Below are 14867 nucleotides of genomic sequence, written 5' to 3'. Positions count from 1 at the left end.
ATCAGAGCGCCTTGTCGTTTGCGCCAGATGTCAATGTGAGCCCTCCTGGCGCACCCAGCAGTTTTCAACATGGTCGTCGACCAGGCCCACCGATTGCATCAGCGCGTAGCAGATCGTAGAGCCTACAAAGCGAAAGCCGCGCTTTTTCAAATCCTTGCTCAGGCGATCAGAGAGCTCAGTGCGCGCCGGAATCTCGCGCAGGCTGCGAAAGCTGTTTTGCAGCGGACGGTCGTTCACGAAACTCCACAGGTAGCGCGAAAAGCTGCCGTACTCCTGCTGCACATCGAGAAAGACGCGAGCATTGTCGATCGAGGACAGAATCTTCAGCCGATTGCGAACGATGCCTTCATTGCCCAGCAGCCGCTGCACGTCCTTTGGCGTGTAGCGCGCTACTTTTTTCGGATCAAAGCCGTCATAAGCCCTGCGGTAGTTCTCTCGCTTGCGCAGAATGGTCAGCCAGCTGAGGCCGGCCTGCGCGGCCTCCAGCGTCAGCATTTCAAAGAGAAATCGATCCTCGCGTTTGGGACGGCCCCATTCCTCATCGTGGTAGCGGACGTAGTCGGGGTCCTCGCCGCACCAGGCGCAGCGAGTCTTGCCGTCGGCGTGGATTGCCGGCTCGCGCCAGCGTTGCTCGACCGGCGCCGGCCGCCTGGCGGCGGCCTTAGCCTTTTTCTTCGCCGCTTTCTTCTTCGTCGTCATCAAGAACCGCGCTTGATAAACTCCACTTCCAGCTGAGCCATCAGTTTTTGAACGACTGTCGCCGGCGTTTCGTAAAAGGGATTTTCTCTGTAGAGCTCGGCATAGCCGGCATTGTTGTACTCGTCCAGCGTACATTCGCCGTTTTCCGCCATTGCCCTGATGCGTTGCAGATGCGGCCCGGCGAACTTGATGTTTGCTGGATCAACGTAACCGGCCTTAATGAATCCTTTTGTTTTGCGATGGCAGCGGCAGGGATTAGCCTTGTTGATCAGGCCGCATTGATTTTGCATAAACTGGTAGAGATCGCTGCGGGCGCGCGACAGTCGCTGCCGGTAGGCGTCGCTGCTGATTCCAAGAATTGCGGCCGCCTCCTGCGAGTCCAGACGCATCACTTCGCCCAGCAGGAAAGTCATGCGTTGCTTGCGGTCCAGACAGAGCAGCATGCCCAGCATACAGCCCAGTTTCGCCTCCTCGATCAAGAGCTGCGTCTCGGGGTTAGACAGCTCACCGGCGCCAATCTCCTCGAACGGGACGCTGTCCAGATCGCGGCCGTAAGCCGCAAAATCGCTGACCAGCTCCTCCATAGAAGTGCGACGCATGTCGATGGCATGGTTGGCAGCAATGCGATAGATCCAGGTGCGAAAGCGTCCGCGCCTGGCATCGTACTTTGCCAGGTTGGCAGTCAGCTTGATCAAGATCTCCTGACTGGCATCCTCGGCGTCGATTGGGTTCAGGAACATGCCGCGGCAGATGTTGTAGATGTAGTCGGCGTGCATTTTGAGCAAAGCTTCCAGCGCCGCAGCCTTGCCGTGTTCAAGCGCCTGAGCAATCAGGCGCTCGCTTTCGATTTGAATAGCTTGTTTGTCTGCGGGCTGCATCAAGTCAGACCTGCTCACTGTCTCTGTTCCGCCGCCGGCAGCGGACGGAAGTGGCGGAAGAGAAGATTGCTCCGGATCGCCGCAAAGTATTTTTTGCAGACCTCGGAATTCTGAGCAAGCTGCGACGCAGCCTCCGCCTCGGCCTGGCTGCGCCATACCAGCAGGTCCATCACGACATTGGGATCATCGGAGGCCTCGAAGGACTGCCAGCTGACAAAGCCCGGCCACGACGAAATCTCCTGGCGTACGGCCGCCTGCAGGCCAGGCAAGTCGGCGCGGCGTTGCGGGTCGATGCCGACCACAGCAATTTCCATGACAGCGCCCGGCGCCAGCTGTGCGGTCCCCGGTTGCGGGCCGCAGGCGACGGCGGCCGCGGCAAGGATGGCGGCCAGCAAGAGGGCCAGGCGCCGGATTTTGATATTGTTTCGATTCACATTTGCTCCTTGAGCCTGAATTTGGCTCTCTGCTTGCTGATACGAAGCATTCCGGCCGCTGTGACAGCAGGCGCAGAAAAAAACGCACTTCTTGATGGCCGCCCAATTCTACTTGTATGCCCTGCAGTTCCGATAAGAATCGAGGGTCGAGGCGACAATGCGCAAATCTAGATTTCTTGTTCGAATAATAGCTCTGCTGGCATTGGCCAGTTGCAGTTCCTGCTTTCAGATCTTGCACGTTGTCGAGCTTCGACAGGACGGCAGTGTTGCCATTCGCTTTCGCTTCTCGATCCCTACTTCTATTTTGCGGCTTTCGCGGCGCGGCGAAAATTCGGCTGCGCCCGGCGCGCCCTCAACCGAGCGATTCCAGGAAAATCTACAGCGCTATCGCGATCGTTTGAGCGCCGATCCAGAGGTGCGCGCTTACGACACGGAACAGGAACGCGTGCTGGAGGCTTCGCTGCAGGCCATCTCCCTGAGCAGGCTAGAGGGCCTCGACGAGTCACAGGAGGATTTCAGCGTTGCGCCTGCCTATGACGCCTCCCAGAGTTCGTTGATTTTTCGCTTTGAGGGACGCAGCGCGGCCCCGCGGCCTGACCGCATCGATCCAGGCGACAGCGGCGCAACAAGCGGCGCCAATCCAGGGCAAAATGAGCAGGCGCGGCAGATTGCTCAGGCCCTGGTTGGCTCGGCGGGCTATACGCTGGTGCTGGCCGGCGGCTTTGATCCTGAAAATGCCCGGCTGCAATGCGGCGAGCAGAGCGTCGACATTCAAATCCAGCGCGCCGGCAGCGCGCACATTGTGGCCTTCCCGGTTTTTTCGCACCTGCTGGCGCATGATGGTCAGGTCTGTCGTTTGCGAATCAAGCTGCATTCCGGCGTGGCGTTGGCCGCGCACGCGGCTGACTAGATTCTCTTGCCGCGATAAATGGCGTGCGCCCTGATGGGCGCATGTTTCGCCGCTACCCGCAAGCTCTGATTCACTGGCTGCTTCTACAACTGGACCGCTATGCCGACTGGCTGCCGGAATCCGGGAACCGACTGTTGAGAGCCTGGCGGGAGCTCCGGTCGAGCCTCGCGGACCGCAAGGCCACATTGCAGCGACAGCTATCGGCGCGGATCTTTTCCTGGCGCGCGCGGATTGTCCGCCGTTTCGAACCGCTGCGGCAACGCAAGGCGCATATGGCGGCGGCTGCCAGAGCACTGCTCGGGCAGCGCGTTCGCGCTCCGCTGCAACGCTGGCGCGAGCGCAGTCCTCGAGCCTATGCTCGCGCCTTTGCCCTTGGCGTAACCACCGGCGCTCTTGTCGTCAGCGGCGGCCTGTGTTCGGTCTTTTTCCCGCGTGCGCCGGGAGTAGGAGTGCAGCTAACCCCGCCGGCGCCCTACATCGCCGGCGAAAATCGCGGACCGTCGCCCGTCATTCTGGAGTTCGGCCAGTCGGTGGCGCCGCTCGAACGAATTGGAAGAGCGGTTGATCAGGGAGTGGAACTTTCGCCGACGCATCCAGGCCGCTGGGAATGGACCAATGACCGTCGGCTGAGCTTCTGGCCGTCGGCCGACTGGAGCCCAGGTCGCCGCTACCAGGTCAGAATGGCGCCGGTTTTGCACGCCGAGCAAATCTCGCTCAATGACTACTCGCTGAGCTTCCAAATCCCGCCGCTGCACGTCACGATTAAGCGATTGGAATTCTATGTAGACTATACCAATCCCAATATCAAGCAAATTGTCGGGACGATTTACTTTAATTATCCGATCGACGTCAGCACCGTCAAGCAGCGGCTGCGGCTGGTGCAAAAGTCAATTTTGCCCGGGACCGCAGGCCGCGAGTTTTCGTTTACGTTGAACTTCAATGAATCGCGGACCGAAGCCTACCTGCAATCAGAGAACATTGAGCCGCCGGAAGAGCGCTTTCAGGTCGAGTTGCAGATCGCAGAGGGAATGCTGAGCACACTGGGCGGTGAGCCGACAGAAGACGATGCCCGTCAGGCATTGTCCGTGCCGGCGCGCGACGAACTCTTTCGTATTGAAGATGCCAGCGTGCAGGAGATCAGCGGCGAGGACCAGCAACTGGAGCGCGTTCTGGCCATCAGCACCTTGACTGAGGCCCGCGATAGCGATGTGCAAGGCGGCCTCGAAGCCTATCTGCTGCCTCGCGATCGCGCCGCGTCGCCGGGGACAGAGGCCGAGCTGCGCCATGAGTGGCAGCCAGAGGAAATTGATCCTGCGCTGCTGCGGCAGTCGCAACGCATCGAGTTAACGGCCGCCGCTGGCGAGCGGGAGTTTGCCAGGGAACATACCTATCGTTTCGCCGCAGAGGGCGGAAGATGGCTGTACGTGCGCATCAAGCGCGGCGCGCGTAACTTCGCCGGCTATACGCTACGCGAGGACTTTGTCCGGATCCTTCGGGTGGCGCCCTTTCCGCGCCGTATTGCCGTACAACAGCAAGGCGCGCTGCTGAGTTTGATGGGCGAAAAGAAGATCAGCGTGGCCGCCTCCGGGGTTCGCGCCGTAAAAATTGAAATCGATCGTGTATTGCCGGATCAAATCAATCATCTGGTCAGCCAGACGCGCGGCGATTTTCAGAATCCCTACTTTAACAGTTATAGTTTCAACGAAACCAATCTGGCGGAGCATTTTGAAGAAATCGTGCGACTGGCGCCGCCCAGCGGCGGCGAAGTGCAATACTTCGCCTTTGATTTTTCGCGCTACCTGACGCAGCGTACAGACAAGACCGGCCTCTTCTTCTTGCGACTCAGCGAGTATGTTCCCCCGGACCCGGCGGCCTCGCAAAGCGACGATAGGTCCTCAGGCGATGATTGGGATGAGGCGGAGGAAGATGAAGATGAGCGGCCGCTGGTCGTCGAGCGGCGCTTTGTGCTGGTCAGCGATCTGGGCATGCTGGTCAAAGAGGCTGCTTCCGGCGAACGCGATCTCTTCGTACAAAGTGTCTCACGCGGCACGCCGGAGGGCGACGTGCAGGTGGAGGTTCTGGGCCGCAACGGACTGCCGGTTGCGTCGGCGAAGACCGACGCTACAGGTCGCGTCAGTATTCCGTCCCTGCGCGATTTGCAGCGTGAAAAGGAGCCAACGGCCTTCTTGCTGCGCAAAGGAACGGATGTGTCCTTCATGCCTTACGCGCGCGGCGATCGGCAGCTGAATTTATCGCGCTTTGATATTGGCGGCGTGGTTGGCGCCGATCGTCCGGAAACGCTTACGGCCTTTCTCTTTACCGACCGCGGCCTGTATCGCCCGGGCGAGGAGGCGCACATTGGCCTGATTGTGAAGTCCGGGGACTGGAATCGTCGCCTGGAAGGCGCGCCGCTGGAGCTGAGCATCGTGGATGCGCGCGGCGCAGAGGTGCAACGCACTCCGTTGCGATTGAATCGCCAGGCCTTTCATGAGCTGAAATTTGAAAGCGATCCAGGCTCGCCCACCGGCGTCTACCAGGTCAACCTCTACACAATGCGCGATCAACGTCGAGCATCCTTGCTCGGCGCCGCCTCCTTTCGCATCGAAGAGTTTCAGCCGGACCGTATGCAGATTCGGGCTTCCTTCTCGGCGCAGTCAGAGGAGGGCTGGGTTTCGCCGCGCAATCTGCACGGAGTGGCGGAGCTGCGCCATCTCTTCGGTCAGGCGGCCAGCGGTAACGAAATCAGCGGCGAGATGGAGCTTGCCCCGGCCGCCTTCGCCTTTGCACGCTATCCAGGTTACAATTTTCACGATCCGGCGCGCGCCGATCGTCGCATCCAGGAGAGTCTGGAAGCTGTGGCCGCCGACGAAAAGGGTCGCGCTGATTTCAATTTTCATCTGGAGCGCTTCGGCGCTTCTACCTATCGTCTGACCTTCGTAGCCGAGGGCTATGAAAGCGGCGGCGGCCGATCGGTTACGGCAATTCGCAGCATTCTGGTGTCGCCGCTGGAGCGTGTTATCGGCTATCGCGCCGATGGATCGCTGGACTACATCGCCCGCGGCGCCACGCGCGGCGTCGATTTGATTGCGGTGGGTCCCGACGCTCAGCGCACTTCTTCGGGCCCCTTGACGGCGCGCACCGTTGAGGTGCGCTATGTGTCGGTACTGGCTCGCGCCGAGGACGGCGTCTACCGCTATACCAGCGTCCGTCGGGAGATTCCGCTGCGCGAGGAGAAGATCAATATTGGCGCAGCAGGCCTGCGGCTAAATTTGCCATCTTCGGCGCCAGGCGATTTTGTCATTTATATTGAAGACGCGAACCATTTAGAGTTAAATCATATTGCCTTTAGCATCGCCGGCGCCGGAACTATGGCCGGCCGCCTGGATCGCGGGGCCGAGCTGCAGTTGCGCCTGGAAAAGGGTGACTATGCGCCAGGCGAAGAAATCCGACTCAATATTGTAGCGCCGTACGTGGGCGCCGGCCTGATTACAATTGAACGTGATCGAGTTTACGCTCACAAGTGGTTCCAGACCTCGACCAACTCCACAGTACAGAGCATTGTCGTTCCGGCCAGTCTGGAAGGAAGCGCCTACGTAAACGTCGCCTTCATACGATCCCCGGCCAGCCCGGAAGTCTACAGCGCTCCGCTCAGTTACGCGGTGCAGCCCTTTTCCATCAGTCGAGCGCGACGGGCCAATCGCATCCAATTGCAGACGCCGGATAAGGCGCTGCCCGGGCGCAACTTTCCGATCACTTACAGCACCTCGCAACCCGGCAGGATTGCCGTCTTTGCCGTGGATGAGGGGATTCTTCAGGTGGCGCGCTACCAGACGCCGGATCCGCTTGCTCACTTCTTTCGAAAGCGGGCTCTGGAAACGCGCACCACACAGATCCTTGATTTGATTTTGCCGGAGTACTCTATGCTGCGCCGTTCGCGCCCCGGCGGCGGCGACGATGGCGATCTGGGCCGCAACCTGAATCCTTTTCGTCGACGCAATCTGGCGCCGGCCGTCTACTGGTCCGGCATTGTCCAGAGCGACGCCACGCCTCGGACCCTGCAGTACCGCGTTCCGGAGTATTTCAATGGCACGCTGCGCGTCATGGCGGTGGCCGTGTCCGATGCGGCCATTGGCGCAACAGAGCGGCGATCGATCATCCAGGATCATTTCGTCATCACGCCATCGGCGCCGCTCTTTCTGGCGCCGGGCGATGTGGCCGAAGTCAGCGTTGGCGTGGCCAACAATGTCGAAGGCAGCGGCGAGAACGCGCAGCTGACAGTTCGCGCCGAAAGCAGCGGGCCGCTGAGTATTCCCGGAAATGCAGAACAAAAGCTTACCGTCGCCGAGGGCAAAGAGCGCATCGCTGTCTTCCGCGTTCAGGCGCGCGATGAACCTGGTCCGGCAGAGTTGCATTTCCGCGTGGAGGGCGCCGGCAAGAGTTCGCAGCTCAGCGCAACGCTCAGCGTACGCCCGGCGACCATCTACCGCACCTCGGTCACGGGCGGCTTTGCAGGACCGGGAGTTGTCGAGGCGCCCACGCCGCGTCGCACCTATGATCAGTTTCGCCGACACAGTCTCAGCCTGTCGCGTCTGCCGCTGGGTCTGGCCCGCGGATTGCAGGAATACCTGAGAAACTATCCCTATGGATGTACTGAGCAATTGGTTTCTCAGGCAACGCCGCACATGCTCCTGGCCAATCGAGCGGAGTTCGTTCAGAATCCGGAGCAATCCAACGCCGCGTTCACTGGCATTCTGCGCGTGTTGCGCGCCCGCCAGAATTCGGAAGGCGGCTTTGGCTTCTGGTCGGCAAATTCCTTCGTATCGCCCTTTCAGAGCGCCTATGTCGTTCAGTTTCTTACTGAGGCGAAAGAGCGCGGACGGCCATTGCCGCCGGAGTTGCTGGAACGCAGCCTGAAGTATCTGGAGCAAATGTCTGTCAATGACTCCGTGGATCTGCGTTCCCGCGCCTTCGCCCTCTATCTGCGGGCCCGCAACGGTCAGGTGGTATCGAACGAAGTTCTTGCCCTTCGACGCAAACTGGCTGCGGAGCCCCGTTATGAGGGCTGGCAGCAGGACAGCATTGCCCTCTATCTGGCCGCTGCCCATAAGCTGATGCGTCAGGAACCGCAGGCCGCGGAACTGATCACGCGTTTCAATCCGCTGTCCGCAACCAGTCCGGACTATGCTCACTTTTACGATGGCTTGCTGCGCGACGCGACCTTTCTCTATATTGTTGCTAAACATTTTCCGGATCAGCTCAGTCGCGCCAACGCCGATCTGCTGCAGCGCACCTTGCGTCCGGTTTATGCCAACAGCTTCAACAGTCTGTCGGCGGCGATGACCATTTTTGCCCTGGATGCGCTGGCTGCTCAAGCCAGCCAGCAGCCGCTGGATGTCCAGGCCTTGCAAATTCTGGAAAACGGAACGCAAAGCGAGTTGAGCATCCCGCGCGGGCTTTTTCCGCAGCTGGACTTTGCGCCACAAACGCGTGTATTGCGCCTGGCCAACCGCTCTGCGCTGCCCCTGTTTTATCAGGCGGTGCAAAGCGGATTTGACCGGCGCTTGCCCGCGGAGGCCAGCAAGGAATCGCTGGAGATTTTTCGCGAACTGCAAAATCTTGAGGGGCAGGCGACCGATCATGCCGCCGCCGGCGAAGACCTGCAGGTCGTCCTGCGCATCCGCGGCATCGGTTCGACGCAGAGCAATGTGGCCGTCGTCGATTTGATTCCGGGCGGCTTCGAGGCGCAGATCGACAGTGCGCGCGCGGAGTTCAGCTGGCGGCCGGAGAATGTCGATGTGCGCGAAGATCGCATCATTCTATACGGCAGCGCCGATGATCGCCTGCGCGAGTTTCGCTACCGTATTCGAGCTACAAATCCCGGAGAGTACGTGATCCCGCCGGCCTATGCCGAAGGAATGTATGATCGTGCGGTGCGCGCAGTGATGCCATCGCCGGGACGACTGCGCGTGGCAGCCAGGCCTTGATCCAGCGCCTTGCAGCATGGCGCCAGCGCTATGCTGCAGCTTTTGCCCGGCAAGCGTGGGGCCACAGCCTGTTGGTCGCCGCGCTGATTGTGGCGGCGATGCGGCTCAGCGGCTGGATGATTCCACTTACGCCGCCTGGCGGATACTCGCGCGCTGTCTACGATCGCGATGGCCGTCTGCTGCGCCTGACCTTGACCGCTGATCAAATGCGGCGATTGCCCTTCGATGAGGCGCGCGTCTCCAGCCCAATGCGAGCCGCAATTCTCTTGCAGGAGGACCGGTGGTTTTACCTGCATCCGGGGCTGAATCCTGTGGCGCTGCTGCGTGCAGCGCGTGCCTATCTGAGGGGCAGCGACAGCGGCGGCGCTTCCACCATCACCATGCAGGCGGCGCGCCTGCGCTACGGGTTGCGGACGCGCAGCCCCGGCGGCAAAGCGTTGCAAATATTCATCGCGTTGTGGATCGAGCTTCGCTACAGCAAAGACGCAATTCTTTCGTACTACTTAAGTCAGGCGCCCTTTGGCGGCAACATTGAAGGCATTGAAGCGGCCAGCCTGATCTATTTTCAAAAACCGGCATCGCAGCTTTCCCTGCCCGAGGCCCTGTTGCTGGCCGTCATCCCCAAGAGCCCGGAGCGCCGTGCGCCAGGCCAGCAGCAAAATGAAGAGCTGCGCCGCGCCCGCGATGCCCTGCAGGAGCGCTGGCTGCAAAGCAGACCAGGGGACGCTCTGGCCGCGGTCGCGCTATCGCCGGGACAGGTCCATCGCACTTCGCCGCCCTTTCGGGCGCCGCATTGGACCTGGCTGGCCCTCGCTCAAAGCAATGCCACCCAGGTCCATACTACGCTGGACTTAAGTATTCAAACGATTGTAGAAGAGCAAGCCCGCCTTCATCTGCAGTTGATTCGTCCGCAAGGCGTGCGCAATGTTTCGGCGATTCTTGTCGACCTGCGATCGGCGGAGATACTGGCGTGGCTGGGTTCGGCAGGCTATAAGGACGACAGCATTCAGGGGCAGGTCGATGGCGTACGCGCCCGGCGCTCGCCGGGGTCGACGCTGAAGCCCTTTCTTTTTGCGCTGGCCTTCCAGCAGGGAATCATCCATCCTTATACCTTGCTCAAGGATGCGCCGGCAAGCTACGGGCTCTTTGTTCCTGAAAACTTCGATCGCGACTTCAGCGGTCCGCTGAGCGCTACCGCGGCTTTGATTCGTAGCCGCAACATCCCTGCATTTTACCTCGCTTCGCGCGTTCACAATCCCTCGCTCTATGATCTCTTGCAGCGCAGCGGCGTCGGCGAGATGAAGCCGCCCTCTTTCTACCAGCTGGCTATCGCGCTGGGCGGCGCCGAAGTTACCATGGAGGAACTGGCCCGACTCTATGTGGCGCTGGGTCGCGGCGGCGAGATGCAGCCGCTGCGGAGCTGCCTGCGAAACTGTGGAAGTCTCGACGCGTGGCGCGGCGCTTCGCAGCGTCTGTTTTCCGAACAGGCGGCTTTCCTGACGCTCGACATATTACGGCAGGCGTCGCGCCCCAACCGCGGCCTGACGCCCGGCCTGAGCGAACAATCTCCAGTCTACTGGAAGACGGGCACCTCGATGGGTTTTCGCGACGCCTGGAGCGCGGGAATATTTGATGACTACGTAGTAATTGTCTGGTCCGGCTCCTTCGACGGCAGTTCCAATCCCTACCTGTCCGGCCGTGAGGCGGCGGCGCCGCTGATGTTTCGCATCATAGATGCCATGCGCAGTCGTCCCGGCCATCGCCGCGGTCATCCGGCAGCGGCCAATCCGCCAGCGGGCGTCGCTCAGGTGGAGGTTTGCACCGTCTCCGGCGATCTGCCCAATGACCACTGCCCCCATCGGCGGCTGACCTGGTTCTTGCCCGGCGTTTCGCCCATCGCGCGCTGCAACATCCACCGCGAGGCGCTGGTGGACGCGCGCAGCGGCAAGCGCGTCTGCGGCGCCCGTCAACATGTCCGTTCCGAAGTATACGAATTCTGGCCCAGCGATCTGGAGGAGCTGTTTGCTCAGGCCGGGGCCCCGCGCGCGGCGCCGCCGGAGTTTGAAGCGGAGTGTCTGTTCGCATCGCAGGAGGGAGCGCCGCCGCACATCACTTCTCCCTTGCGCGGCGCCAGCCAACAATTACACGGTTCGCTGCGCGATCGTCGAATGGCGTTGAGCGCCGTGGCCGATGGCGGCGTACGTCGTCTCTACTGGTTTGCCGACGACGCCTACCTGGGCGCGGCGGCGCCTGGCGAATCTTTCTTCTGGGATGCGCCGACCGGCGACTTTACGCTGCGGGTGGTGGACGATCACGGGCGCAGCGACTCGATGCCGCTGGTCGTATTGCCGCCACAGCTATCGCCTTGAATGCTGGACGGGAAATCTGCGCCGCGCTAGCCCAAACGCGAAAGTTCGCGAGTCAGTTGCTCCAGGTCCTGGATCAGTGAAAAGGGCGCCGGCTTGATGCTTCTGGCCAGGGAGAGGCCGTCGTCAATCAGCTTCAGGATCAGTTGTTTCTCCGCTGCGGCGCGCGCCGGCGGCATGGAACGCAGACTGTTTTTGTAGAGCGTCGCCTTCTCATCAATCATCGCCGTGATCTGATTCAGCGCTGCGATTTGTTCGTCGGCCATGATGCAACCTCTGCTCCAGAGGCGCTCCGTTGCTCTGCGCCGGCAAGACGCTTTTTGTCCGTATGCTTTGTTTAGTTTTGCAGCGTACGCTTCGACGAGCGACGTACTTTGCCATTGAAGTTGGCGCCTGGCGATCCATTTCCGTTGGACTGTGGCCAATCTCCCAGTCGCGCCGCTGCTTCCGCTTCGCTGAGCGTTTTCATGGACGAAGGATTGGCCTGGCTGCCGCGCCGAGAGAGCCAGAGTTCGCGTAGCTTGTAGCCGCAGGAGAAAACCACCGGGATAAACAGCAGCGATCCAAAAGTGCCAGAGGCCAGTCCCCAGGCAAGGGCCAGAGTCATCGGAATCAGTACTGGATCCGAACCGCCCAGGGCATAGGCCGTTGGGAATAAGCCGGCCATGGTTGTCAGCGATGTCAAAAGAATCGGACGAAAGCGCGTGCGCGCTGCATCAACCACGGCATCGAGCGGGCCCAGGCCATCTTCGCGTCGCGCCTTGTCGATGAATTCAACCAGCATGATGCCGGCATTTACTTGCACTCCGGCCAATCCAATGATGCCTATCAGCGCCAAAAAGGACAGCGCCTTGCCGGCGGTGAGAAAGCCAATTACGATCCCGGTCAAGCCAAGCGGAACCGTCATCATGATAATCAGCGCGCGCAGCGGGCTGTTGAAGATCAAGGCGATGATGCCAAAGATGGCCAATAGCGCCAGACCGCCGGCCTGTGCCAGCGATGCCATGGACTCGTTGGTCTCCTGTTCCTCGCCGCGCAGTTTCAATGCATAGCCTGGATAGCGCTGGCTCAGGTCCTTGAACCTGGCAAAGATCAAAGCATTTGCTTCAGAAGAAGTTATGATATCTTCGTCGACGTCGGCGAGGATCGTGATCGCCCGTTCGAAGTCGTAGTGCGAAAGGCTCTCCGGGCCGTTGCGCGTTTCCAGAGTGGAAATCGATCCCAGAGTAGTTCGCAGTCCAACGCGGTTGGGCGCGGCGATCTCGCTCAAGGCCGCCAGATCGCGCCGGAAGGGTTCGTCGTAGCGTACGCGGATGGTAATCTCACGATCGCCCTGGCGCAGGGTCGTAGCCTCTGCGCCCTCATAGGCGCTGCGTACCATCTGGGCCGCCAGCTGATCGCTAACGCCGGCGGTTGCGGCGCGCTCCTCGTTCAAGCGTACAATAATTTCCTCGCGCCCTGGTCGGTAGTCATCGGCAATGTTTTTTACGCCGCGGATTGTCGCCAGATAGGCGCGCACCTCGGCGGAGATCTCACGCAGCTTCTCGTACTCCGGACCTTCTACGGCCACGGTAATTGCAGCGCCGACCGGCGGAGAGGGCACGACTTCCTGCAGCGAATAGGCAATCAAACCTGGCGTCTGGCGCACCGCTGGCGTGAGCGCATCGATGATCTCTTTGGCCGTGCGTTTACGCTCCGACTCAGGAGTCAGATAGATATTTACCATGGCCAGGTGTTCGCCAACGCGCGTCAGCGGATCGCCGGCGTCGATTTGCTGGATGCCCGCCTTGACCGAGTAGCTAACCAGTTCGTCGGCGGGCAGACCGCGCACCAGGCTTTCGACGGCGCTCATGCGTTGTACGGTTTGCGTTACGCGCAACGATGGCTCGAATTCCATTCGAATGATAAACTGTTCTACCTCCTCTTTGGGAAAGAGCGAGAACTTCATGAAGGCCATGCCAACGAAGGAGGCCAGGACGACGACGCTCATCACCGCAAAGGAACGAAAGGGATGCGCGGCCAGGAATCGCACAAAACCGCCAAAGCCGGAGGCCACGCCATCAAAGAAGGCGTCCAAACGCTGGCGCAGCTCAGAGCTGTTTTTCTGGCCTTCCTTTTCACTGAAGCGGGCCAGTCGCGCCGGCAGCAGAAAGAAAGACTCCAGCAAGCTGACGCTCAGACTGACGATTACCAGAAAGGGAATCTGCCAGATGAATTTGCCCATGATGCCCGTCATGAGCAGCATCGGAACAAAGGCGGCGACGGTGGTCAGAAAGCTGCCCAGAATCGGAATGACCAGTTCGGCGGCGCCATGCGTTGCGGCTTCGATCGGCGAGTAGCCCTGCTCGCGGTAGCGATGCACATTTTCGGCAATGACGATGCTGTTATCCACCAACATGCCCAGCGAGATGATCAAGCCCATCATCGAGATCATGTTGAAGGTGATATCGGCCTGTGGAAAAAATATCAGAGATCCAAGCACCACCAGAGGCAGCGAGCCAGCAGTCACCAGCGCCGTGCGAAAATTCAGGAAGGCGATAAGCATGGCGACAACCAGAACGAAGCCCATGGCCGCGTTCGATTGCACGACGGAAAGGCGACGACGAGTTTGCCGGGCTTCATCGAGAACGATGGCGCTCTGGATGGGTCGAATCTGTTTCAATTCCTCCAGCCGGTGCGCCACGTCGCCGGTAACCGTGACAATATCGCTGCGCTCGCGCTTGAGGACCATCAGATTGATCGCATTCTGCCCGTTGGTGCGCGCCAGCAATCGCGGAGATTCAAAACCTTCCTCGAATCGCGCAATCTGACCGAGCATGGTGCGGCTGCCGATATCGTTGGACTGTACCGGGACGCGCGCCAGCTGGCCAATGTTTTGAAATTCGCCGGTTGTGCGTATGTTCCGTGCTTGCTCTGCTTCCAGTGCGCCGCCGGGAATATTTACGTTGCGCGCTGCCAGCGACTGCACGACCTCAAGCATCGAGACGCCGCGAGCGCGCATACTGTTTGGATTGAGCAGCGCCTGCCACTCGTGCTCGCGCTTGCCAAATAAGTCGACGCGCGCTACGCCGGGCAGTTTTTCCAACTGCTTCTCGTAGAATTCGGCAATGTCCGTCAGCTCCTGTTCGCTATTTGCGCCGTAGAGCGAAATCTCAAGCACCGGAAAGGTTCCGGTCTTCTGCTCCTGGAAGACCGGCCGTTCTGTTACTTCTGAAGGAAGATCGGTCACACGATCCAGCGCCCGCCGCACCTCGTCGAGCACGCCGTCCGGATCGCGCTCCTTCAAATCAACTTCCACGAAGATTTCTGAAACGGAGTGTCGCGATGTGGACCGAACGCGCTTGAGACCTTCGACCTCGCGAATCTCCTCTTCCAGCGGAATGGTGACGCGTTGTTCTACATCCTCAGGGGCGGCGCCTGGAAAGACGGTAGTAATCACGGCCTGATGAAAATCGACGCGCGGGTAGGCCTCGCGCTGCAACCCGAAGAGGGCCATCAGTCCCCCCAGTAGCAGACCGACAATGACCAGCCAGATCAGGAGCTGGGAGCGAATGAAGTAGTGCAGAAGGCGTTCGATCATGCAGCAGGCCCGCTTT

General features: G+C 60.3%; 8 protein-coding genes. 3 read left to right on the top strand and 5 right to left on the bottom strand.

Annotated elements, in window-relative coordinates; genetic code table 11:
• Positions 1-30: 30 nt before the first annotated feature.
• Genes K1X75_17145 through K1X75_17135 form a run of 3 tightly spaced genes read right to left on the bottom strand, consistent with a single transcriptional unit; the run spans position 31 to position 2011 of the window.
• Complete coding sequence (locus tag K1X75_17145; protein ID MBX7059793.1) at positions 31-699, bottom strand: DNA-3-methyladenine glycosylase I; 669 nt, start codon at positions 697-699, stop codon at positions 31-33.
• The gene (locus tag K1X75_17140; GenBank protein MBX7059792.1) at positions 699-1577 is read right to left on the bottom strand and encodes an RNA polymerase sigma factor; all 879 of its coding nucleotides are present in this window, start codon (positions 1575-1577) and stop codon (positions 699-701) included. Before K1X75_17140 ends, K1X75_17145 begins: the two co-directional genes overlap by 1 nt.
• A gap of 14 nt (positions 1578-1591) precedes the next feature.
• Positions 1592-2011 carry a hypothetical protein gene (locus K1X75_17135; protein ID MBX7059791.1) on the bottom strand — a complete coding sequence of 140 codons (420 nt, stop codon included), beginning with the start codon at positions 2009-2011 and terminating at the stop codon, positions 1592-1594.
• A gap of 157 nt (positions 2012-2168) precedes the next feature.
• Here K1X75_17135 and K1X75_17130 point away from each other — a divergent pair, with 157 nt between their 5' ends.
• The 3 genes from K1X75_17130 to pbpC are packed head-to-tail and all read left to right on the top strand — an operon-like array spanning position 2169 to position 11274.
• Positions 2169-2921 (top strand): hypothetical protein, encoded by a 753-nt coding sequence (locus K1X75_17130; protein ID MBX7059790.1) that lies wholly within the window; start codon positions 2169-2171, stop codon positions 2919-2921.
• Positions 2922-2962: 41 nt separating this feature from the next.
• Positions 2963-8905, top strand: a complete 5943-nt coding sequence (locus K1X75_17125; GenBank protein MBX7059789.1) for an alpha-2-macroglobulin family protein — start codon at positions 2963-2965, stop codon at positions 8903-8905.
• Positions 8902-11274, top strand: coding sequence for a penicillin-binding protein 1C (gene pbpC / locus K1X75_17120; GenBank protein ID MBX7059788.1), 2373 nt, complete (start codon positions 8902-8904; stop codon positions 11272-11274). Before K1X75_17125 ends, pbpC begins: the two co-directional genes overlap by 4 nt.
• Before the next feature lie 26 nt (positions 11275-11300).
• Here the strand turns inward: pbpC and K1X75_17115 are convergent, their stop codons facing one another.
• Both K1X75_17115 and K1X75_17110 read right to left on the bottom strand, forming a co-directional pair.
• Entirely contained in the window at positions 11301-11537 is a 237-nt protein-coding gene (locus K1X75_17115) for a hypothetical protein (GenBank protein ID MBX7059787.1), read from the bottom strand.
• A gap of 71 nt (positions 11538-11608) precedes the next feature.
• Positions 11609-14851 carry an efflux RND transporter permease subunit gene (locus tag K1X75_17110; protein MBX7059786.1) on the bottom strand — a complete coding sequence of 1081 codons (3243 nt, stop codon included), beginning with the start codon at positions 14849-14851 and terminating at the stop codon, positions 11609-11611.
• Between the last annotated feature and the right edge of the window lie 16 nt (positions 14852-14867).

The sequence above is a fragment of the Leptospirales bacterium genome (genome assembly GCA_019694655.1).
GTDB lineage: Bacteria > Spirochaetota > Leptospiria > Leptospirales > Leptonemataceae > SSF53.
The sequence above is the reverse complement of the archived record's forward strand: the minus strand, read 5'-3'. Positions and strand labels throughout refer to the sequence as shown.

Excerpts from the sequence above, each read along its gene's own strand:
- K1X75_17125 (MBX7059789.1), top strand. The coding sequence starts at position 2,963 with ATGTTTCGCCGCTACCCGCAAGCTCTGATTCACTGGCTGCTTCTACAA.
- K1X75_17130 (MBX7059790.1), top strand. The coding sequence starts at position 2,169 with ATGCGCAAATCTAGATTTCTTGTTCGAATAATAGCTCTGCTGGCATTG.
- K1X75_17145 (MBX7059793.1), bottom strand. The coding sequence starts at position 699 with ATGACGACGAAGAAGAAAGCGGCGAAGAAAAAGGCTAAGGCCGCCGCC.
- K1X75_17115 (MBX7059787.1), bottom strand. The coding sequence starts at position 11,537 with ATGGCCGACGAACAAATCGCAGCGCTGAATCAGATCACGGCGATGATT.
- K1X75_17110 (MBX7059786.1), bottom strand. The coding sequence starts at position 14,851 with ATGATCGAACGCCTTCTGCACTACTTCATTCGCTCCCAGCTCCTGATC.
- K1X75_17140 (MBX7059792.1), bottom strand. The coding sequence starts at position 1,577 with ATGCAGCCCGCAGACAAACAAGCTATTCAAATCGAAAGCGAGCGCCTG.